Consider the following 21,111-nt stretch of genomic DNA (forward strand, 5'->3'; position numbering starts at 1 on the left):
TCATGCCCGGCGAGCGGTGCCGGTTGGGGAGCTGGAGCCGATTCGTTCACTGGGCGTTCATCCGTTGAGTCGGCGCAGTATAGGCATGACGCCAGATTCAGCGATACGGGTCCGGAACGACGAACGCCGGCGCGGGGCCGGCGTTCGAATACTGCGATGTGGAAGGGCCGAACAGGTGTGGCAGCGACCGATCAACGATAGACGCGTTCGCAGCGGCGCTCGACGACGCGGTCGCCGTTCTTCTGCTGGCTGTTGCCCTGGATCTGGCGACCAGCCGCACCACCGGCCACGGCGCCCGCCACGGTAGCGAGCTTCTTGCCGTTGCCGCCGCCCACCTGGTTGCCCAGCAGGCCGCCGATTACCGCGCCGGTTGCCGTACCGGCAATGCGGTTCGGATCGCGCGAGTTGCGCTGCACTTCCACGTTCTTGCAGACCACGCGGCTACCGTCGTTGAACCTGCGCCCCTCATCACGCGGGCCGTAAGTCTGCGCGCCGGCCACCGACGAGGCCGCCAGCAGGGTACCCAGCACAAGCAATCGGGTCGAGGTCTTCATGGCCATCTCCTGAGTTCCGGTACGGGGCCAGTGTCCCCCAGCGGTTGGCAACCGGAAGTGAAATGGGCGTGTCCCCATTCTCGCCGGCCATCGCGCGTTCAGGGAAAAAATCCGCGCCCATCACGGTCAACGATCGTGATGGGCGCCGTCTCCCTGCCGGCATGCGCTGTTGCTAGAACTCTTCCCAGCCGCCCGCGTTCGCAGCCAGCGTCGGCTCGATGCGTGGTACCAGTACCCCCGGCCGGCGTACCGGAGTCACTTTCGCCGCGACCGCGGCCAGGACCGGGCGCACGGCTGCGGCCGTGGTTGCCGCACTGATGCGGAACACCGAAACCGCTTCGGCCAGCAGATTGGCCTGCTCCTCCATGGAACGAGCCGCGGCGCTGGCCTCTTCCACCAGCGCCGCGTTCTGCTGCGTGGTCTCGTCCATCTGCACCACCGCCTGGTTGACCTGTTCAATGCCCGAGCTCTGCTCCTGCGATGCGGCAGATATCTCGGCCATGATGTCGGTCACCCGCTGCACCGAGGCCACCACCTCGCCCATGGTGGTGCCAGCCTGGCGGACCAGCGCCGAGCCGTCGGCGACCTTGCCAACCGAATCCTCGATCAGGCCCTTGATTTCCTTGGCCGCACCCGCCGAGCGCTGTGCCAGTGTGCGCACCTCACTGGCCACCACCGCAAAGCCCCTGCCCTGTTCACCGGCTCGCGCGGCTTCCACCGCCGCGTTCAACGCCAGGATGTTGGTCTGGAAAGCAATGCCATCGATGACCGAGATGATCTCGGCGATCTTCTTCGACGAGGCCTCGATCGCCGACATCGTGGTGACTACCTGGCCGACCACCTCGCCGCCCTGCGAAGCGACACCGTGCGCGCCGATCGCGAGTTGATTGGCCTGGCGTGCGTGCTCGGCATTCTGCTTCACGGTGGAGGTCAGTTCCTCCATCGACGCCGCAGTCTCTTCCAGGTTCGCCGCCTGCTGCTCGGTGCGCCGCGACAGGTCGGTGTTGCCCGCGGCGATCTCGCCTGCCGCCAGGTTGATGCTGGACGCGCTGGCCTGGATGCGGCCGACGATCTGCGTGAGCTGGTCGACGGTGGCGTTGCAGTCATCGCGCATCCGGGCGAACACCCCGTGGAAGTCCCCCTGCATGCGCACGGTCAGGTCACCGCGCGAGATGGACTGCAACAGGCGCGATACCTGCACCAGGTTCCCGTCGGTGGTCTGCATCAGCCGGTTGAGCCCGGCCACCATGTCGTGGAAATCGTGAGCGAAGCGCTGCTCGTCACCGCGCAGGCTGAAGTCCCCCGCCGCTGCTGCCGTCGCCAGCCTGCGGATCTCACCGTTGATCGCTGACAGGCTGGCCTTGGTCTCGTCCATCGCCTGGGTGATCGCGGCCTTCTCGCCCGGCAGAGGATCCATGTCTACCGACAGATCGCCCCTGGCGTAGTGCTTCATTACTTCGATCAACCGGTTCTGCACCTGCACATGCGAGCCGACGAGCGCATTGGTCTCGTGCACCATGCGCCCGTAGTCACCGGGGAAGGCGCTCTCATCCATGCGATAGCTGAGGCTGCCCGCATCGTGCTGGCGAGCCAGTTCCCCCTGCGCCGCCATCACAGACTGCAATTGCGCCTGCATGCGCTGCATCGACCTGAGCAGCTGCGTCACCTCATCGTTGCCGGAGGCGTCGATGCTGCTGTCCAGCCGCCCGTTGGCGATGCCATCGGCGAGCTTCACGGCTCCCTCCAGCGGCCGGGTCAGGCTGCGGGTGATGGCCCATGCGGCCAGCGAGCCGAGTATCAGGCTCAGCACGCCGAACACGATCGACAAGGTGCCGGTCCACGCCTCGGTCGCGCGGTAGTCCTCGCGGCTGCGCGCCGTCAGCACCTCCTGGTGCCGCAGCAGGGTGGAGATCGCCTCGTTCCAGGCCGTCGCCAGGCCCTGCTCGGCAAGCAGCTCCTTGGCTGCACCGTCGAAATCGCCGGCCTTCATGCGCTCATGCAGTTGCCGGGTGGACGCGTCGGTGGCCTTGCGTGCCGCGTCGATCCGCGCGACCAGCGTATCGCCGGTGGCATCACGCGGAATCTTGATGTACTTGGCCCATATGGCGTCGTAAGCCTGCGACAGCTCCTGCGCCTTCCGATAATCCCTGTCGAAATCCTCACCGCGCTTGATCACCATCAGCCGGCGCTGCATCAGCACCGCATTGTTGGTATCCAGCATCTCGTTCAACAACCGCATTTTCACCATGTTGACGTCCACCACTTTCTCGAACTGGGTGGACTTCAGGTGATTTCCGTACAACGCCAGGCCGACGATGGCGACGATGAACAGCAGCAGCAAACCAAACCCGGCGCCCAGCCGGGATCCCACTCGGAGGTTGCGTAAGGCGAGCATCTCAATTCCCTTGATCAATGGCCGTACGGTCGATGGCGGCGCAGGCAGGGGAAACTTTATGGGCCGATATTATTGTATCGATCCAGATATCCTGAAATGTGCGGGCTGTTGTGAAAACCGCGCACCGGCAAATTCCTGCAGCCGCGCATTGCAAACGTGCATCGGACCACCCAATATTCGACCTGAATGCGGGTTATTCATTTTGCGAGCCGGTGACGGCGCATGGAGAACGAGTAGCCAGCATTAACTTGGGCTGCGAAGAAGCCACCAGAGGCATGTGCCACGCTTCCTTCCGCCTCTGGCCTGGGAAAGAACGTTCGATACTTTCTCGGGAGAGCCTCATGAACTCGCGCTCAGTATCGGTGTTTCTCCGGAGTAGTCCCTGGCATCCATGACCGATGCAGAAGATGCATGGCGGCGTGGCGTCCGCCCACTGCAGAGCAAGCCACCACGTTGCCAGTGCAATGATTCGCATCGTCGCTGGCCCTCTACGCATCCTTCGACGCCCGTCGTGACCTGTGGCAAAGGCGCACCGCGATGCCATATGGCATTCAGCCCGGAGCGACCGCGCAAAGCTCTCTCGTGCTGGGCCATCAACAACAGCGCGGACCACGCTACAGTCGGCGCATGACCCTCGTCCTGCAGATTGAAGGCGCCGCCATCGATGACATCGCCAGCCTTTACACGGAGATCAACCGCGTGTTCATGGCCGGCGAGGCATGGCAGCTCGGGCCGAGCCTGGACGCACTGGACGACCTGCTGCATGGCGGCTATGGCGCACTGGCTGGCCACGCGCAGGCCACGCTGATCTGGCGCGATATCGCCCACAGCCGTGCGGCGCTGGGCGTGGAGGCGACCTGCCAGTGGCTGCAGGCCAAGCTGGACGCACCAGGCAGCTTCAACGCGCGGGCGATCGCCCGCCGGCTGCAGGCGGTGCGACAGGGCGAGGGCCCGACCTACTTCGAGATCGTCATGCAGATCTTCGACAGCCATCGGCAGATCACCCTGGTCCCGGCCTGAACCCTTTTTCGTGCCGCACCGGCCCGCCACCAGTGGCGGCAGCCCTGCGCCCCAGCAGTTACCATGGACGGCCCTGTACCGGCTCCGCTGCCGCCGCCCTCCGGCGCGGCCGGACGCCCCGATTCACGAGTCCCATGTCCAAAGACAAGTCCGCCGAACATACCCCGTTGATGAAGCAGTTCTTCGCAGCCAAGTCCGAGTATCCGGACCTGCTGCTGTTCTTCCGCATGGGCGATTTCTACGAGCTGTTCTACGACGACGCGCGCAAGGCCGCGCGCCTGCTCGACATCACCCTGACCCAGCGTGGCAGTTCCGGTGGCGCACCGATCCCGATGGCCGGCGTGCCGGTGCACGCGTACGAAGGCTACCTGGCACGGCTGGTGGCGCTGGGCGAGTCGGTGGCGATCTGCGAGCAGATCGGCGATCCCGCGCTGGCCAAGGGCTTGGTCGAGCGCAAGGTGGTGCGTATCGTCACCCCCGGCACGGTCACCGACGAGGCGCTGCTGGATGAGCGCCGCGACACCCTGCTGATGGCCCTGTCGCGCAGCAAGCAGGGCTATGGCCTGGCCTGGGCCGACCTGGCCGGCGGCCGCTTCCTGGTCAACGAAGTGGAAACCGACGACGCTCTGGAAGCCGAACTGGCCCGTCTGGAACCGGCCGAGCTGCTGGTGCCGGACGAGGAGAACTGGCCGGAGTTCCTGCGCCAGCGCACCGGGGTGCGCCGCCGCGCACCGTGGCTGTTCGACGCCGACAGCGGCCGCCGCCAGCTGCTGGCGTTTTTCAAGCTGCATGACCTGAGCGGCTTCGGCATCGATGACAAGCCGCGCGCGACCGCAGCCGCGGGCGCCCTGCTCGGCTATGTCGAGGAGACCCAGAAGCAGCGCCTGCCGCACCTGACCTCGATCGCGATGGAAACCGCCGGCGAGGCGATCGCGATGAACGCCGCCACCCGCCGCCACCTGGAGCTGGATACGCGCGTGGACGGGGATACCCGCAGCACCCTGCTGGGCGTGCTCGACAGTACGGTCACGCCGATGGGCGGGCGCCTGCTGCGCCGCTGGCTGCATCGTCCGCTGCGCCTGCGCGAGGTGCTGGTGCAGCGCCACCATGCGGTGGAAACCCTGATCGATCGCGGCGCGGACGCCGACATCCGCGAGCAGTTCCGCCGCCTGGGCGACCTGGAACGCATCCTCACCCGCGTTGCGCTGCGCTCGGCGCGCCCGCGCGACTTCTCCACGCTGCGCGACGGCCTGGGGCTGCTGCCGGCCGTGCGCGAGGTGCTGGCACCGCTGGACTCACCGCGCCTGCAGGCCCTGCATGCCGCACTTGGTGAACACGATGCGTGCGCGCAGCTGCTGGCCAGTGCCATCGCCGAAATGCCGCCGCTGAAACTGAGCGACGGCGGCGTGCTGGCTGACGGCTTCGATGAGGAGCTGGACGAGCTGCGCCGCCTGTCCACCCACGCCGACCAGTTCCTGGTGGACCTGGAACAGCGCGAACGCGAAAGCAGCGGCATTCCCACCCTGAAGGTGGGCTACAACCGCGTGCACGGCTACTACATCGAGATCAGCAAGGGCCAGTCCGACCGCGCGCCGGTGCACTACACCCGCCGCCAGACACTGACCAATGCCGAGCGCTACATCACCGAAGAGCTGAAGGCGTTCGAAGACAAGGTGCTGTCCGCGCGCGACCGTTCGCTGTCTCGCGAGAAGTACCTGTACGAGCAGCTGCTGGATACCCTCGGCGAACAGCTGGAACCGTTGAAGCAGTGTGCCGCTGCGCTGAGCGAACTGGACGTGCTGGCCGCCTTCGCCGAGCGCGCGCAGGCACTGGACTGGTCGCGGCCGGAACTGGAAACGGCACCGTGCCTGAAGATCGAGCGTGGCCGCCACCCGGTGGTCGAAGCGGTGCGCGAGCAGCCGTTCGAACCGAACGACCTGGACCTGCATCCGGACCGTCGCATGCTGGTCATCACCGGCCCGAACATGGGCGGTAAATCGACCTACATGCGGCAGAACGCGCTGATCGTGCTGCTGGCCCACATCGGCAGCTTCGTGCCGGCCAGCCGTGCGGTGATCGGCCCGATCGACCGCATCCTGACCCGCATCGGCGCCGGTGACGACCTCGCCCGCGGACAGTCGACCTTCATGGTCGAGATGGCCGAGACCAGCTACATCCTGCATCACGCCACCGCCCATTCGCTGGTGCTGATGGACGAGATCGGCCGCGGCACGTCCACCTACGACGGCCTGGCGCTGGCCGATGCGGTGGCCCGTCACCTGGCCTATCAGAACCGCTGCTACACGCTGTTCGCCACCCACTATTTCGAGCTGACCGCGCTGGCCGACGAACAGTACGAAGGCGGCCGCAGCGGCATCGCCAACGTGCACCTGGATGCGGTCGAGCACGGCGAGGCGCTGGTGTTCATGCACGCGGTCAAGGATGGCCCGGCCAACCGCAGTTTCGGCCTGCAGGTGGCGGCACTGGCCGGCCTGCCGCGCGCCACCGTGGCCCAGGCACGGCGTCGCCTGGCCGAACTGGAGCAGCGCGGCGGGGAGAGCCATGCCGCCGAACTGGCGCCGCAGGCGCTGGATGCCCCGCAGCAGTTCGGGCTGTTCGCCGCGCCATCGAACAAGGCACAGGAAGCGCTGGCGGCCATCGACCCCGATGAGCTGACCCCGAAGCAGGCACTGGAGGCGTTGTACCGCCTGAAGGCGCTGCTCTAGGACTGCCGCGCCCGGCTCCGGCTCCCGCCACGGCGCGGGCGGCCGTCCGAAAGGCTCTGCAAATCCTACTTCACGTTTTAATTGACAGAAACTATCGGCCTGAACGGATCATTCGATTATTCATTTCATCTGGCCCTAGCTAAAGTCGAGTGAAGATGTTCCACCCCCGTCTTCACCCGCAGGAGCCAGCCATGAGCCAGTCCGATAACACCAGTCCCAAGTGCCCGTATCACACCGCTCCGTCGCCGGCAGAAGGCGCCCAGCAGCAGCGTGAACTGAGCACCACGCCGAAGCAGAAGCACGGCGACGATCCGGTCACGCCGATGACCACGGCCTTCGGCGCACCGGTGGTGGACAACCAGAACAGCAGGACCGCTGGCCCGCGCGGCCCGCTGCTGATGGAAGACGTGTGGCTGCTGGAAAAGCTGGCCAACCTCAACCGCGAGATCATTCCCGAGCGCCGCATGCACGCCAAGGGCTCGGGCGCGTTCGGTACCTTCACCGTCACCCACGACATCACCCGGTACACGCGCGCCAAGCTGTTCGAGAAGGTGGGCAAGCAGACCGAGATGTTCGCGCGCTTCACCACGGTGGCCGGCGAGCGTGGTGCCGCCGACGCCGAGCGTGACATCCGCGGCTTCGCACTGAAGTTCTACACCGAAGAAGGCAACTGGGACCTGGTCGGCAACAACACGCCGGTGTTCTTCCTGCGCGACCCGCGCAAGTTCGCCGACCTCAACAAGGCCGTGAAGCGCGACCCGCATACCAACCTGCGCAGCGCGCGCAACAACTGGGATTTCTGGACGCTGCTGCCCGAGGCCCTGCTGCAGGTGACCGTGGTGATGAGCGACCGCGGCATCCCGCGCAGCTTCCGCCACATGCACGGTTTCGGCTCGCATACCTACAGCTTCACCAACGCCGACAGCGAACGCTTCTGGGTCAAGTTCCACTTCGTCAGCCAGCAGGGCATCGAATCGCTGACCGACGCACAGGCGCAGATCCTGGTCGGCCATGACCGCGAAAGCCACGGCCGCGACCTGTTCGCCGCGATCGAGAAGGGCGACTTCCCGAAGTGGAAGCTGTTCATCCAGGTCATGCCGGAGCTGGAAGCGGAAACCTACCGCATCCATCCGTTCGACCTGACCAAGGTGTGGCCGAAGAGCGATTACCCGCTGATCGAAGTGGGCCAGTTCGAACTGAACCGCAACCCGGTCAACTGGTACCAGGACGTGGAGCAGTCGGCGTTTGCGCCGAGCAACCTGGTGCCGGGCATCGGCCCGTCGCCGGACAAGATGCTGCAGGCGCGCCTGTTCGCCTACTCCGATGCGCAGCGCTACCGGCTGGGCGTGAACCATCACCAGATTCCGGTCAACGCCGCGCGCTGTCCGGTGCACAGCAACCACCGCGACGGTGCGATGCGCGTGGACGGCAACTACGGCGGCCTGCCGCACTACGAGCCCAACAGCTACGGCCAGTGGCAGGAGCAGCCGCAGTATCGCGAACCGCCGATGAAGATCCGGGGCGACGCCGACTTCTGGAACTTCCGTGAGGACGACGCCGACTACTTCAGCCAGCCCGGTGCGCTGTTCCGCAGCTACAACCAGGCACAGAAGGACCGCCTGTTCGCCAACACCGCCCGCGCCCTGGGCGATGCGCCGGACTTCATCAAGCAGCGCCACATCGACAACTGCAGCAAGGCCGACCCGGCCTACGGTGCCGGCGTCGCTGCGGCGCTGAAGGCGCTGGCCAGCCAGCCGTCGGATCCGTTCAAGCCGGCGCAGCCGGAAGCGGACTTCCCCACTGCCACCCCGGGCGCCGAAGACATCGAGCTCTGATCGCCCTGCCCCGTGTACGGCACGCCGCCTCCGTGTGGGGCGGCGTCGCCGTTTTAACGGTCCGCGTCGTACCTTCTGCACGCCCAACCCCAATCAAGGATTCCGCAGATGAGCCTGACCGATGAACTTCTCGCCAAACTGCAGGGCGCCCCGCTGCAGCAGGTGTCGCAGCAGCTCGGCATCAGCGACACCCAGGCCTCCGGTGCGATCAGTGCCGCACTGCCGGTGCTGATGGGCGCCCTGGGCAACAACGCCTCGCAGCCGCAGGGCGCGCAGGCGCTGCTCGGCGCACTGCAGAACAACCACAGTGGGCTGGACCTGGGCAGTGTGCTCGGTTCAGTGCTGGGCGGAGGTGGCGGTGGTGCCGCCAGCGACGGCGCCGGCATCCTCGGCCACATCTTCGGCGGCAGCCAGCAGAAGGTGGAAACCGGCCTGGCCCAGGCCACCCAGCTCGACAGCGGCCGCACCAGCCAGCTGCTGCAGATCCTGGCACCGATCGTGATGGCCTTCCTCGCCCAGCGCCTCGGCGGCGGACAAGCCGATGCAGGCGCGCTCAGCCAGGCCCTCGGCCAGGAAAAACAGCAGGTGCAGCAGCAGGGTGGCATCGCCGGCGGCCTGCTCGGCAGCGTGCTGGACCAGGACGGTGACGGCCAGCTCGGTGTCGGCGACCTGCTGAAGATCGGCGGCAGCCTGCTGGGCGGCAAACGCTGAGGCTTGTGTGCGCCGGGCAATGACCCGGCGCACGCCTACAACGCGTCGATATCACCCAGCGCGCGGATCAACCGGCGTGCGCGCTTGTCCGGCTTGTGCTCCGGCGGCTGGAAACCATCGCGTGCGGCGATGCGCAGCGCACGCTGTTCGGCACGGCGCGCCTTGGAGGCCTCGCTCTCGGCATACAGCTGCTGCGCCGCCGGCGCCGGCCCGCGCTGGTCGCTCAGGCCCAGCACCTGGATCTCGAAATGCTCCTCACCACGGTTGACCTGCAAGTGCTCGCCGACGCGCACCGCGCGTGAGGATTTCGGGCGCTGCCCGGCCACGCTGACCTTGCCGGTTTCGATCGCCTGCTTGGCCAGGCTGCGGGTCTTGAAGAAACGGGCCGCCCACAGCCAGATGTCCAGGCGGACACTGGGCGACAGCGGGGAAAGCTCGGTCATCGGCAGGGACTACTCCGTTCGCTTGTTCAGGGGACGCGGGTTGTCGGGGTCGGAGCGGCAGCCGCTGCCGCCGATCAACGTGGGTACGCCAGCAGACAGATCCTGGCGCTGGCTGCCGACCAGGCACTCGGGGCGGTCGGTCGGCCGCACCTGGGTATCGCCCAGCCGGTCACCCGTCGAACATGCGGCCAGGGCGGCGCCGATCAAGGCCAGCGCCACGCTCCGCTTCACCTGCAGTCGTTGATGCATTGCCACATCCCGCAAACCGGCTTGGTGCTAGTGTGCGCCTCCCGGGATTCGATCACCACTCCATGGCCAAAGCGCCCCTTGACCTGACCTCCGGCCCGATCGGGCGCAATCTCCTGTTGTTTTCGCTGCCGATCCTGGCCGGCAACATCGCGCAGTCGCTGAACGGGTCGGTGAACGCGGTCTGGGTCGGGCGATTCCTCGGCGAGGCGGCGTTGACCGCCACCGCGAACGCCAACAACATCATGTTTTTCCTGATCGGCTCGGTGTTCGGCTTCGGCATGGCCTCGACCATCCTGATCGGACAGGCGATCGGCGCGCGCGACATCATGCAGGCGCGGCGCGTGGTCGGCACCAGTGCCACCTTCTTCATCGGCCTGTCGGTGATCATCGCCATCGCCGGCTGGTTCATGGCCCACCCGCTGCTGGCGGCGATGGGCACGCCGGCCGCCTCGCTGCCGTTGGCCGAGGCCTACCTGCAGATCATCTTCCTGGCGATGCCGACGCTGTACGCGTTCGCCTTCCTTACCGCGGCGCTGCGCGGCGCCGGTGATTCGCGTACGCCGTTCCGTTTCCTGTTGGTGTCGGTGGCCTTGGACATCGTGCTGAACCCGGTGCTGATCTTCGGCATGGGGCCGCTCCCCGCGCTCGGCATCGCCGGCTCGGCGTGGGCCACGCTGATCGCGCAGACGCTGTCGCTGGCCGGCCTGCTGTTGTACATGCGGCACAAGCGCCACACCCTGTGGCTGGGCCGCGCCGACATGCGCCTGTTCAGGCTCGACCTGACCATCCTCAAGGCGCTGGTGATCAAGGGCGTACCGATGGGCCTGCAGATGGTGCTGATCTCGCTGTCGGTGATCCTGCTGATGACCATGGTCAACCAGTACGGCACCGACACCGCCGCGGGCTACGGCGCGTCCCTGCAGCTGTGGAACTACCTGCAGATGCCGGCGATGGCGATCGGCGCGGCGTGCTCTTCGATGGCGGCGCAGAACGTCGGTGCGCAGCGCTGGGACCGCGTACGCGGCACCGCACGCCAGGGCGTGCTGTTCAATTTCCTGCTGACCGGCGCGCTGATCCTGCCGCTGGTGGTGTTCGATCGCCAGCTGCTGGCGCTGTTCCTGCCACCGGCCAGCCAGGCACTGGACATCGCGCGCCACCTCAACCACGTAGTGATCGGCTCGTTCCTGTTCTTCGGCGTCAGCTTCGTGATCTCCGGCGTAGTGCGCTCCACCGGCGCGGTGATTCCGCCGCTGCTGATCCTGGCCGGCTCGCTGTGGGGCGTGCGCGTGCCGTTTGCCGAACTGCTGCAACCGTACTGGGGCGCCGACGCGATCTGGTGGAGCTTCCCGGTCAGCTCGTTCGTGTCCATGCTGCTGTCGCTGGCGTATTACCGCTGGGGCGGCTGGCGCAAGGCGAAGATGATCGGCAAGCCTTCGCACGCTGAGGAACTGGCCACGCCGTCGGAGATTCCGGCCTGTCCGCCGTCGCCGGTGGCCGACCCGGATGCCGCGCTGGAGTCAGCCCGCCACGGTGAGGTGGGTGCGGACCGTTGGTCCGCACAGGCCTGTCAGCCGAGCATGGGCTCGGCGCTACAGAAGACGGTCAGCGCTTCTTCTTCTTCGCCGCATTGAACGCCGCCGCCGCGCGCAGCAGTGCCTTCAACGCCGCGGAATCGGGCATCGCACCTTCATGGATGTCGATCGCACGCCGCGTGTTGCCCTCCAGGCTGGCGTTGAACAGGCCCTTCGGGTCCGCCAGCGCGGCACCGTTGGCGAAGGTCAGTTTCACTGCCTGCTTGTAGGTTTCGCCGGTGCACAGGATGCCGTTGTGCTCCCACACCGGTGTACCGCGCCACTTCCAGGCTTCCTGCACGTCCGGCAGCGCTTCATGGATCAATGCACGCACGCGTGCCAGCGTTTCGCCGCGCCAGTCCCCCAGCGCGGCGATGCGTGCATCGATCAGTTCGGCCGCCGGTGTTCCGGCATCGTCAGGGTTGGGAGCATGCGTGGCCATCAGGGACTCTCGTCGGGAAGGGAAACGGAATGCCGGGCTTACATGCGCTCGCCGGGCAGCGCAGCGGCCTGGCGCACCCAGTCCAGGAACTGCGCTTCATCCAACAGGCCGGATTCGTGGATGTGCAGGTAGCGCGTGTCGGCGCTCCTGGAGGGCTCCGGTGGCACCGGCGTCAAGGCCGCGCCGCGGAAAAAGGCCACCTTGATGTAGCGCGTGAAGCAATGGAAGCTGAGAAACCAGCCTGCGCCCGCAGCCACCGCATACATCGGCGAGTTCCACTTCACCGCCTTGCGCACCCCGGGTACGGCCCGTTCGATCAGGGCATCCAGCCGTGCGCCGATCGGACGTTTCCAATCCGGCATTGCGGCGATGTACGCCTGCACCGGAGCATCGCCCTCGCCCTTGGCGATCTGCGGGTTGCCACCGGTGAGCAGCGCGGGCACAGCGGTGGGTGCGGTTCGCTTGGCAGGCATCGCACGGTACGACCATCGGAATGACGCTGCAGCCTAGCGCGGCCTGTGCCGGGCGTCACGGCGCAGTGCGCCATCGGCTCAGTCCGCCTGCCGCGCGCGGAACCGGCGCCACTCCGGCAGCTGGCGGCGGCGGCGCAGCGAGCGCATCAGCACCGCCATCACAAGGCCGAACAGCGCTCCGGCCGACAGGCCTGCCACCAGCAACAGCACCAGCGGGCGCTCGCTGCCCTGCCAGAGCATCAGCCACATCAGCGCGGTCCAGAACAGCCCGAACAGCAGGCCCTGCACCAGCGCATTGGTACCGAAACCAGCCAGGATCGGGGGCGGCAGTGCGATGCCTGCGCGCCACAGCAGCCGATGCAACAGCGGCGCCGACTGCGCGCGTGCCAGCCCCTTGTCATCAAGAAAGCGCAGCGCCGATTGGATCACGACGGGATAGTGCGGATTGACGTCATTCATCACCCGATCGTGGCCGATGCAATGCCGGAAACGCAAACGGCCACCCGAAGGTGGCCGTCGCGGCAACAACCGAAGTTGTTTATCAGGCCTTCTCGGCCAGACGGGCAGCCTTGGCGGCAGCAGCGGCAGCCAGGTCTTCCTTGATGCGGGCAGCCTTGCCTTCCAGGCCACGCAGGTAGTACAGCTTGCCGGCGCGGACCTTACCACGACGCTTCACTTCGACCGAGTCGATGATGGCGCTGTGGGTCTGGAAAACGCGCTCGACGCCGTAGCCGTGCGAGATCTTGCGCACGGTGAACGAGGAGTTCAGGCCGGCGTTCTTGGTGGCGATGACGACGCCTTCGTAGGCCTGCACGCGCTCGCGGCTGCCTTCCTTCACCTTCACGTTGACGACAACGGTGTCGCCCTGGCTGAACTTCGGCAGTTCACGGGTGATCTGGGCGGATTCGAATTCCGCGACGATGGACTTGTTCAGCTTGCTCATGGGTTACACCGATTCTTGTTCGGGTGGGCGTGTCGTATCGACAACGTGGGCTCATGCAGTCACCGGACTGTGCTGCACGTTTGTTTTGGGTACTGCGCGCGCCAACCGGGGCTGGCGGGAATTGGCCATGATAGCCGATAAAGCCAGCCCTGCGCTAGGGGCTGGCCTTGGGTTTCCGGGCCTGGCGGGCCTGGTCCAGCAGTTTGCGGTCGGCCTTGCCCAGCGCCTGTTCATCCAGCAGGTCCGGGCGTCGCTGGGCAGTCCGGAGCAGCGACTGCTGGCGGCGCCAGGCGGCGATGGCTGCGTGGTTGCCCGAGCGCAGCACCTCCGGCACGTCTCCCAGCGGGTGCTGGGCCGGCTGGCTGTAATGCGGGCAGTCGAGCAGGCCGAGGTCGCCCTCGAAGCTGTCCTGCGCCGCCGACTCCGCATCGTTGAGGGCCCCCTCCTGCAGGCGGGCCACGGCGTCGATGATCACCGCCGCGCCCAGCTCGCCCCCGGACAGCACGTAGTCGCCGAGGGAGATTTCCTCGTCGACATTGGCCTCCAGGAAACGCTCGTCAATGCCCTCGTAGCGGCCACAGAGCAGGACCATGCGCGGCAGCGCCGCCAGCTCCCGCACCTTGGCCTGGGTCAACCGCGCGCCCTGCGGGCTGAGGTAGATCACCCGCGCCGGGGTTGGATCGGCATCGCGGATCGCCTGCAGGCAGGCCTGCAGCGGCTCGATCAGCATCACCATGCCCGGGCCACCGCCGAACGGACGGTCGTCCACCCGGCGATAGTTGCCTTCGGCGTAATCACGGGGGTTCCAGCCATGCAGGCTGAACAGCCCCTTCTCCCGCGCGCGCCCGACCACGCCCAATCCAGCGGACTGGGCGAGGAACTCGGGGAACAGGGTGATGACGTCGAAACGCATGCGTCTGCTCAGAACTCGGGATCCCAGTCGACCACGACCAGATTGGCCTCGAAATCGACCGATTTGACGAAGTCCGGCAGCACGAACGGGATCATCCGCTCGCGGTCACCACGGACCACCACCACATCATTGGCGCCGGTGCTGAACAGGTGCGAGACCTGGCCCAGGGCGACGCCCTCGGTGGTCGTCACGTCCAGGCCTTCCAGGTCCACCCAGTAGTACTCATCGGGCTTCGGTGGCGGCAATGCACTGCGGGCCACGTAGATTTCGGTGCCGCGCATCGCTTCGACCACGTCGCGGTCCTCGACGCCCGGGAAACGGGCGACCAGGTGCTTGCCGCTGTCACGGCCACGCACACCTTCTATCGTGGTTTCCACGCCGGACGGGCTGCGCACGATCCACGGCTGGTAACGGAAAATGGCGGAACGTGGCTCGGTCCAGGACTCGAGCTTGATCTCGCCGCGCACACCAAAAGCGCCGACAACCCTGCCCAGCAGGATGCGGCGCTCGATATCTTTCATCTGCTTCAACCAAGAGGGCCACGCCGAAGCGTGGCCCGTCAGGATCAGGCCGCAGCGGCCTGGGACTTGGTCGCTTCCTTGATCAGGTTGCGGACCTTGTCGGTCGGCTGGGCGCCGTTCTTGACCCAATGGTCAACACGGGCCAGGTCCAGTTCGATGCGCTTCTCGGCGCCCTGGGCGACCGGGTTGTAGAAGCCAACGCGCTCGATGTTGCGGCCGTCGCGCGCGCTGCGCACGTCGGTGACGATGATGTGGTAGAACGGACGCTTCTTGGCGCCGCCGCGGGTCAGTCGGATCTTGACCATGGTGTTTTTCCTATTGCCCAGTCGCCAGGATGGCGAGGTAAGCGGGCGATTATAGCGGCAGACCCCGGCCTAGCCAACCCCATATGACGCCGCGCCCTCACGGTAGCGCCGGGCCATGCCCGTCGGCTTTTGTTCAGCAATGTGATCAACTTCTGACTTACCCCGCCGACGTCCCCATGGCGATAACGTCAACGTGCTCCAGCGACAGGCGCCCGATGCATGTCCAGCACATCTACCTCGTGCCGCTGCAGCAGGTCGTCAAATGCATCGCCGCCAATCCGCTCGACAAGTTGCCGCTCGGATTCGTGGATGGCGATGCACTGCAGCCAATTGATCGCCACGGGCGGGAACTGCAGTCCCGGGAACCTGGCGTCATTCCAGAAAAAGGGCGGCACCAGATAGACGTGTGGCATCCGTGTCGATGGGAAGTAGTCCCGCAGGATGTCGGGAATCACGCTACCAGGCTGCACCGCCGCACGATCACGCATGATTGCGAAAGCCGTCGAGGCGACGATGTTGTCCCAATGCAGTGCGTCCTGTTCTGCACACGCGCACAGCTCGACGCGCGTTTTCAGTTCGTGTCCCTCCGCATGACATAAAACAAAATCCGACAGACCGATGGACGAGATCGACTTCAGCCCTGCTTCCGGAGAGCTGAACGTCGTGAGGATATCGACCGAACGCAGGCGATGATCATCGTGAAAGGCCTGGACCTTGGGCCGCCCCTCACCGCCCATGATCTTGATTGCGTGCATCGCTACCGCGCGATGCTGCTCGGTGACCGTACTCATATCGGATTGGAACCCCGGTGCGTTGTTCGCTGCGGCGGCATCCGCCGGGCATGGCCCGGCGCTACCAGCTGCAACGCTTCAAGGTAGCGTGCGGCCATGCTTGGCGACCGGCAGCCCGCGCGCCTCGTTCAGGAGAGCGGCTGCCAGGCCACCGCCGCCAGCACCGCCCTGCCCTGTTCAGCCAGCGCCTGCGAGCCGGGCAGGACATGTCCGTCGATGGCCTCCAGTGCCCACAGGCCGCTGGCGTTGCAGGCAAAAGCGGCCTTCACACTGCCTAGTTCAGCCAGCGCCAACGGCCGCGTCAACTGCGCATCGGGCCAGTGCCGCTTCAGCAGCGCCTCAGCCGTACCGCGCAGGGCCGGCGCCTGCGGCCAGAGCAGCCGTTCACCATCGTGCACGGCCAGGTTCCAGGTGCTGCCTTCACTCATTTCGCCATCGACGGTCACGAACAGCACGTCGTCGAATCCTTCGGCCATCGCCGCGCGGCGCTCGGCGAACAGGCCGAAGGTGCCCACATGCTTGAGCTGCGGCAGCTCGCGCTGCCAGGCCAAGCTGCGCACACGCTGGGAGGCGGTCAGCGTCACCGGCGCTGAAACCGCCACCAGCACGTCCACCGGCACCGCCGCCAGTGGATTGCGGAAATCGAAGCGGCGCGAGTACACCGTCACCCGCAGCGAGGCATCGGCCAGGCCGGCCTGCCGCAGCGCCTGCGCCATCCAGCCCCGCACCTGCGCCGTATCCAGTTTGCTGCCGAACAGTTCGCGCGTGGCCTGCGACAGCCGCGCCAGATGCAGGTCCAAGCCCTGCGCTGCGCTGTCGCGCACTTGCAGCGAAGTGAAGTGGCCGTAGTTCACCAGCGCCGGCAGCAGATCCTCCACCTGCGCCGCCCGGCCGTTGCAGCTCACCATCATGGCAACAGTGCCTGCGCCTGCTCCCACATGCCGCCCAGCACGTCGGCGGCCGGCTGCGCCGGCGCCATCCACGCCGACTGCCCGGCCCAGGCCTGCATCGCCGCCAGGCGGTTTTCCTGCGCGGCCTGCTTGCGCATCGGCGCGGTCAGCCCACGCTGCACCGGGTATGGACGCGGCGCGGGGGCTCCTTCTGCGGCAGCGGCGCGCACATAGGGTGTCGCCAGGCCACGACCCAGGCGACCGCTGAAGGCACGGGTCGGCCAAGTGTCTTCCGGTTCGCTGGCGGCCAGCCCATCGGCCCACGCCGAAGCGATCGCCGCTTCGGGCGTGCGCAGGAAGGCGGTGCCGATCTGCACGGCGCTGGCCCCCAGCGTGAGTGCGGCAGCGATGCCACGGCCGTCGGCGATGCCGCCTGCGGCAATCACCGGAATCTGCAGGTGATCGGCCAGGCGCGGCAGCAGTGCGAACAACCCGACCAGCTGGCGCTCGGCCATCGCCGGATCGAACGCGCCACGATGGCCGCCGGCCTCCGCGCCCTGCGCCACCACCGCATCGGCACCGGCGTCCTGTGCCGCGCGCGCTTCGGACAAGGTGGTGGCACAGGCGATCCAGGCGATGCCGGCGTCCTTCAGCTGCTGCACGTGATGCGGCAACAGCACGCCCATGATGGTCGAGGCGACCGCCGGGCGCGCGGCCAGCAGTGCGGCGAACTGTTCTTCGAAGTCGGCGGGCGTGGCGTCGGCGGCACTGGCGGGCACGTCCGGGCCCCACTGCGCGAGGAAGGCGCGGCTGGCGGCTTCGGCGGCAACATCACGGGTCGGTGCGGGATCGGGCACCCACAGGTTCACCTGAGCCGGGCCGGTCGAAGCGGTGCGGAATTCGTCCATCCAGCGACCGATATCGGCCGAAGAGGACAACACCGCGCCCATCGCGCCCATGCTGCCGGCGTTGGCCAGCGCGGCCGACAACGGCACCGGGCAGGCGCCGGCCATCGGTGCCAGCAGGATTGGAACGGAAACGCCAAAGCGCCGGCAGAACGCCTCGGCGCGGGAAGCTACAGCGGAACTCTGCATGACGGCCCATCATTTTGGACAGGCCCTCATGGTGCGCGCAGGACAGGGGAAGAGTCGAGCCTGCTGCCTGACGGCCTGCTGCGGCGACTGTGCGCCGCCGCCCGAGCGTGGGCTCGGGCGCTACATCAGACTGCGACCGGGGCCGTCATCAACGGAACGGCATGCCGCGGCCACCCATGGCGCCCATCATGCCCTTCATGCTGCGCAACATGCCCTTCATGCCGCCGCCGGCCATCTTGCTCATCATCTTTTCCATCTGCATGTACTGCTTCATCAGCTTGTTGACGTCGGCCGGTGTCACGCCCGAGCCCTTGGCAATGCGCGCGCGACGCGAGCCGTTGAGCAGGTTCGGGTTGCGCCGTTCCTTCTTGGTCATCGAGTTGATGATGGCGATCATGCGCGGCACTTCCTTGCCCTGGCTGACCTGCTGCTTCAGATGATCGGGGATGTTGCCCAGGCCCGGCAGCTTGTCCATCAGGCCACCGATGCCACCCATGTTCTGCATCTGCTCCAGCTGGTCGCGCATGTCGTTCAGGTCGAACTTCTTGCCCTTGGCGACCTTCTCGGCCAGCTTGGCCGCCTTGTCCTTGTCGACCTGCTGCTCGACCTGCTCGACCAGCGACAGCACGTCGCCCATGTCGAGGATGCGGCTGGCGATACGGTCGGGATGGAACACGTCCAGGCCTTCCGGCTTCTCGCTAACACCGACGAACTTGATCGGCTTGCCGGTGATGTAGCGCACGCTCAGCGCGGCGCCGCCGCGGGCATCACCGTCAGTCTTGGTCAGCACCACGCCGGTCAGCGGCAGCGCATCGCCGAAGGCCTTGGCGGTGTTGGCCGCGTCCTGGCCGGTCATGGCGTCGACCACGAACAGCGTTTCAGCCGGATTCACCGCCGCGTGCAGGGCCTTGATCTCGGCCATCATCGCTTCGTCGATGGCCAGGCGGCCGGCGGTATCGACCAGCAGCACGTCCACGAACGACTTGCGCGCATCGTCGATGGCCGCGCGCACGATGGCTTCCGGCTTCTGGTCGGCGCTGGACGGGAAGAACAGCACGCCCACCTGCTCGGCCAGGGTCTTGAGCTGCTCGATCGCGGCCGGGCGGTAGACGTCGGCCGACACCACCATCACCTTCTTCTTGCGCTTTTCCTTCAGGTGCTTGGCCAGCTTGCCGACCGTGGTGGTCTTGCCGGCACCCTGCAGGCCTGCCATCAGGATGATGGCCGGAGCGGGAACGTTGAGGTTCAGGTCGCTGGCTTCGGCGCCCATCACGGCGGTCAGCTCGTCGCGCACGACCTTGATCAGGGCCTGGCCCGGGGTCAGCGACTTCAGCACTTCCTGGCCGACTGCGCGTACCTTGATGCGCTCGATCAGCGCCTGCACCACCGGCAGCGCGACGTCGGCTTCGAGCAGTGCGATGCGCACTTCACGGGTCGCCTCGCGGATGTTCTCCTCGGTCAGGCGGCCACGGCCACGCAGGCGCTCGATGGTGCCGGAAAGGCGCTGGGTCAGGGACTCGAACATGCGGCGCAACCTGTCTGAAAGCGGGGGACAATAAGGCAGACAGTATAACGGGTCCGGCCGTCGCCCCGGACTGCGACCACAGGGCCGTCGCCAGCATCACAGGGGTATGCGAAACTGCAACGATGACAATCGTTCTCATCGCCGTCCTGCTCTACCTGGCTGCCAGTGCCCTGCTGGTGCGCGCGCTCGGCCGCGATGAAACCACCGGCTCGCCCACCTGGCTGTGGCCCGCCCTGCCGGCGATGCTGCTGCATGGCGGTTACCACGTGATGGTGGCGATGCGTACCACCGGCGGGCCGGACATGCACTTCTTCGCCGCGCTGTCGCTGGTCGGCCTGGGCATGGCCTGGCTGACCTCGCTGGTCGGCGCGCGCGGGCGGATGTCGGCGCTGGGCGTGGTGGTGTTCCCACTGGCTGCCGTGCTGCTGCTGGCCTACCACGGCTACGGCCACGAGCCGAGCAAGGTGCTGGGCTGGCGCCTGGCCAGCCACGCCTGGCTGGCCCTGCTGGCCTATGCCACGCTGAGCATCGCCGCCCTGCTGGCGATCATGCTGTGGCTGCAGGAGCGCGCGCTGCGCCGCCGCGAGTTCCGGCCATGGCTGCGCGCGCTGCCACCGCTGGCTGACCTGGAGTCGCTGCTGTTCCGGGTGATCACCGTCGGCTTCGCGCTGCTGACCCTGACCCTGGTCACCGGCGTACTGTTCGTCGATGACCTGCTGGCGCAGAAGCTGGTGCACAAGACCGTGCTGAGCGTGCTGTCGTGGATCGTGTTCGGCGTGCTGCTGATCGGCCGCCGCCGCTACGGCTGGCGCGGCATGAAGGCGGTGCACTGGACGCTGGCGGCGATGCTGTTGCTGCTGCTGGCGTTCTTCGGCAGCCAGTTCGTGATCGAGCTGGTGTTCGGGCATACGCGATAGGCCGTGTGCCGACCAACGGTCGGCACCCCCCCGGTACTGCAGGCCACCGGCCGTTCCCACCCACCCCGGTACTGCAGGCCACCGGCCGCCCCCACCCACCCTGATAGTGCCGGCCGCTGGCCGGCAGCCACGCAATGCGCGGACGCTGCCGCCGGTCAGGGAATCGGCTGCGCCAGGATTTTCCGGACCGAACGACCGCTGTTGGTGAGGATGTCATCAACCTGCCAGCACCCCTGCCCCTGGCGCACCATCGGCAGGCGGGTCAGGTAAGCCTTCTTCCACACCGAGTAGCGCATCTCAACCTGGCCGGCGGTGGCCGACGCCTCTTCCCAGCTGTAGCGCACCGGCGTTTCGATGTCGCCGTCCTGCGCATCCAGCCACGGATCGGAATCGATCGTGCAGATGCCCTCCTCGCGCTGTTGGCAGGCGCGCTCATCACGCAGCGCCTTGCCGAAGGCCACGCTGACCAGCGCCGCCGGCGGCTCCAGCAGATCACCGTTGCCGGTCGTCGCCTCGTAGAAAGCGCGGGCGACAGCCGCAGGCTCCTGGCAGGCGGGTGCAGCCTGTGCTGCTGGCGCCAGCAGCAGGCCGGCAATCATCAACATCCCTGTCTTTCGCATGTCCAATCCCTTTGGTCGTGATGGCGATCTCTTGTAGAGCCGAGATCCTATGTTCGTGGTCAAGCCTGCTGGAAGCAGGCTTGACCCACTTTCAGCATGGCCGGGTCAAAGTCCCGGCCGCTCTTGAAGACGCCCCAAGCGATCCTGGCCAGCTTTCTGGCCAGGATGTTGAA

General features: G+C 66.8%; 21 protein-coding genes and 2 pseudogenes. 6 read left to right on the top strand and 17 right to left on the bottom strand.

What is annotated here, in order from left to right; translation table 11 throughout:
- Positions 1-191: 191 nt before the first annotated feature.
- Both AC5P8J_RS02350 and AC5P8J_RS02355 read right to left on the bottom strand, forming a co-directional pair.
- Positions 192-560: a glycine zipper 2TM domain-containing protein gene (locus tag AC5P8J_RS02350; protein ID WP_014646414.1), complete on the bottom strand. Its 369-nt coding sequence runs from the start codon at positions 558-560 to the stop codon at positions 192-194.
- A gap of 166 nt (positions 561-726) precedes the next feature.
- Complete coding sequence (locus tag AC5P8J_RS02355; protein ID WP_478436548.1) at positions 727-2,949, bottom strand: methyl-accepting chemotaxis protein; 2,223 nt, start codon at positions 2,947-2,949, stop codon at positions 727-729.
- 627 nt (positions 2,950-3,576) lie between these two features.
- On the opposite strand from AC5P8J_RS02355, the gene AC5P8J_RS02360 reads away from it, so the two are divergent.
- The 4 genes from AC5P8J_RS02360 (at position 3,577) to AC5P8J_RS02375 (ending at position 9,241) form a co-directional block, all read left to right on the top strand.
- Entirely contained in the window at positions 3,577-3,969 is a 393-nt protein-coding gene (locus tag AC5P8J_RS02360; protein ID WP_111099002.1) for a barstar family protein, read from the top strand.
- A gap of 134 nt (positions 3,970-4,103) precedes the next feature.
- Positions 4,104-6,695: a DNA mismatch repair protein MutS gene (gene mutS / locus AC5P8J_RS02365; RefSeq protein WP_021202480.1), complete on the top strand. Its 2,592-nt coding sequence runs from the start codon at positions 4,104-4,106 to the stop codon at positions 6,693-6,695.
- Positions 6,696-6,886: 191 nt separating this feature from the next.
- A complete protein-coding gene (locus AC5P8J_RS02370) occupies positions 6,887-8,530 on the top strand; it encodes a catalase (RefSeq protein ID WP_021202479.1) in 1,644 nt (547 codons plus the stop codon).
- Positions 8,531-8,638: 108 nt separating this feature from the next.
- On the top strand, positions 8,639-9,241 hold the full coding sequence (locus AC5P8J_RS02375) for a DUF937 domain-containing protein (RefSeq protein ID WP_058983293.1): 603 nt from the start codon (positions 8,639-8,641) through the stop codon (positions 9,239-9,241).
- Between the two features lie 35 nt (positions 9,242-9,276).
- Here AC5P8J_RS02375 and AC5P8J_RS02380 read toward each other — a convergent pair whose 3' ends face one another.
- Entirely contained in the window at positions 9,277-9,684 is a 408-nt protein-coding gene (locus tag AC5P8J_RS02380) for an RNA-binding S4 domain-containing protein (RefSeq protein WP_021202477.1), read from the bottom strand.
- 9 nt (positions 9,685-9,693) lie between these two features.
- The gene (locus AC5P8J_RS02385; protein ID WP_111099003.1) at positions 9,694-9,933 is read right to left on the bottom strand and encodes a hypothetical protein; all 240 of its coding nucleotides are present in this window, start codon (positions 9,931-9,933) and stop codon (positions 9,694-9,696) included.
- 62 nt (positions 9,934-9,995) lie between these two features.
- Here AC5P8J_RS02385 and AC5P8J_RS02390 point away from each other — a divergent pair.
- Positions 9,996-11,444 (top strand): annotated as a pseudogene (locus tag AC5P8J_RS02390) (MATE family efflux transporter); the annotation flags it as partial.
- Between the two features lie 91 nt (positions 11,445-11,535).
- Here the strand turns inward: AC5P8J_RS02390 and AC5P8J_RS02395 are convergent.
- The 11 genes from AC5P8J_RS02395 to ffh all read right to left on the bottom strand — a co-directional run bounded on the left by AC5P8J_RS02395 (position 11,536) and on the right by ffh (position 19,401).
- The gene (locus tag AC5P8J_RS02395; protein ID WP_019659260.1) at positions 11,536-11,946 is read right to left on the bottom strand and encodes a DUF1801 domain-containing protein; all 411 of its coding nucleotides are present in this window, start codon (positions 11,944-11,946) and stop codon (positions 11,536-11,538) included.
- 38 nt (positions 11,947-11,984) lie between these two features.
- A complete protein-coding gene (locus tag AC5P8J_RS02400) occupies positions 11,985-12,419 on the bottom strand; it encodes a DUF1801 domain-containing protein (protein WP_478436257.1) in 435 nt (144 codons plus the stop codon).
- A gap of 78 nt (positions 12,420-12,497) precedes the next feature.
- Positions 12,498-12,878, bottom strand: coding sequence for a DUF6404 family protein (locus AC5P8J_RS02405; RefSeq protein WP_111102355.1), 381 nt, complete (start codon positions 12,876-12,878; stop codon positions 12,498-12,500).
- A gap of 82 nt (positions 12,879-12,960) precedes the next feature.
- The gene (rplS, locus tag AC5P8J_RS02410) at positions 12,961-13,362 is read right to left on the bottom strand and encodes a 50S ribosomal protein L19 (RefSeq protein ID WP_005408597.1); all 402 of its coding nucleotides are present in this window, start codon (positions 13,360-13,362) and stop codon (positions 12,961-12,963) included.
- A gap of 154 nt (positions 13,363-13,516) precedes the next feature.
- Positions 13,517-14,275 carry a tRNA (guanosine(37)-N1)-methyltransferase TrmD gene (gene trmD / locus AC5P8J_RS02415; protein ID WP_021202471.1) on the bottom strand — a complete coding sequence of 253 codons (759 nt, stop codon included), beginning with the start codon at positions 14,273-14,275 and terminating at the stop codon, positions 13,517-13,519.
- A gap of 8 nt (positions 14,276-14,283) precedes the next feature.
- Positions 14,284-14,796: a ribosome maturation factor RimM gene (gene rimM / locus AC5P8J_RS02420; protein ID WP_019659264.1), complete on the bottom strand. Its 513-nt coding sequence runs from the start codon at positions 14,794-14,796 to the stop codon at positions 14,284-14,286.
- A gap of 44 nt (positions 14,797-14,840) precedes the next feature.
- On the bottom strand, positions 14,841-15,101 hold the full coding sequence (gene rpsP, locus AC5P8J_RS02425) for a 30S ribosomal protein S16 (protein ID WP_005415733.1): 261 nt from the start codon (positions 15,099-15,101) through the stop codon (positions 14,841-14,843).
- Between the two features lie 188 nt (positions 15,102-15,289).
- Positions 15,290-15,892 (bottom strand): suppressor of fused domain protein, encoded by a 603-nt coding sequence (locus tag AC5P8J_RS02430; RefSeq protein ID WP_021202470.1) that lies wholly within the window; start codon positions 15,890-15,892, stop codon positions 15,290-15,292.
- 128 nt (positions 15,893-16,020) lie between these two features.
- Entirely contained in the window at positions 16,021-16,803 is a 783-nt protein-coding gene (locus AC5P8J_RS02435; protein ID WP_227854120.1) for an aminotransferase class IV family protein, read from the bottom strand.
- Positions 16,800-17,876, bottom strand: coding sequence for an NAD(P)H-dependent flavin oxidoreductase (locus tag AC5P8J_RS02440; RefSeq protein ID WP_188250108.1), 1,077 nt, complete (start codon positions 17,874-17,876; stop codon positions 16,800-16,802). Before AC5P8J_RS02440 ends, AC5P8J_RS02435 begins: the two co-directional genes overlap by 4 nt.
- Before the next feature lie 148 nt (positions 17,877-18,024).
- Complete coding sequence (ffh, locus tag AC5P8J_RS02445) at positions 18,025-19,401, bottom strand: signal recognition particle protein (protein ID WP_010483267.1); 1,377 nt, start codon at positions 19,399-19,401, stop codon at positions 18,025-18,027.
- A 122-nt stretch (positions 19,402-19,523) separates the two neighbouring features.
- On the opposite strand from ffh, the gene AC5P8J_RS02450 reads away from it, so the two are divergent.
- Positions 19,524-20,318, top strand: a complete 795-nt coding sequence (locus tag AC5P8J_RS02450; protein ID WP_019659268.1) for a cytochrome C assembly family protein — start codon at positions 19,524-19,526, stop codon at positions 20,316-20,318.
- Between the two features lie 155 nt (positions 20,319-20,473).
- Here the strand turns inward: AC5P8J_RS02450 and AC5P8J_RS02455 are convergent, their stop codons facing one another.
- Together AC5P8J_RS02455 and AC5P8J_RS02460 are read right to left on the bottom strand one after the other, a co-directional pair.
- Positions 20,474-20,938: a YqhG/Tai3 family protein gene (locus AC5P8J_RS02455; RefSeq protein WP_019659269.1), complete on the bottom strand. Its 465-nt coding sequence runs from the start codon at positions 20,936-20,938 to the stop codon at positions 20,474-20,476.
- 59 nt (positions 20,939-20,997) lie between these two features.
- Positions 20,998-21,111 (bottom strand): annotated as a pseudogene (locus tag AC5P8J_RS02460) (IS110 family transposase); the annotation flags it as partial.

It is taken from the genome of Stenotrophomonas sp. YJH_SMC_37 (assembly GCF_059370035.1).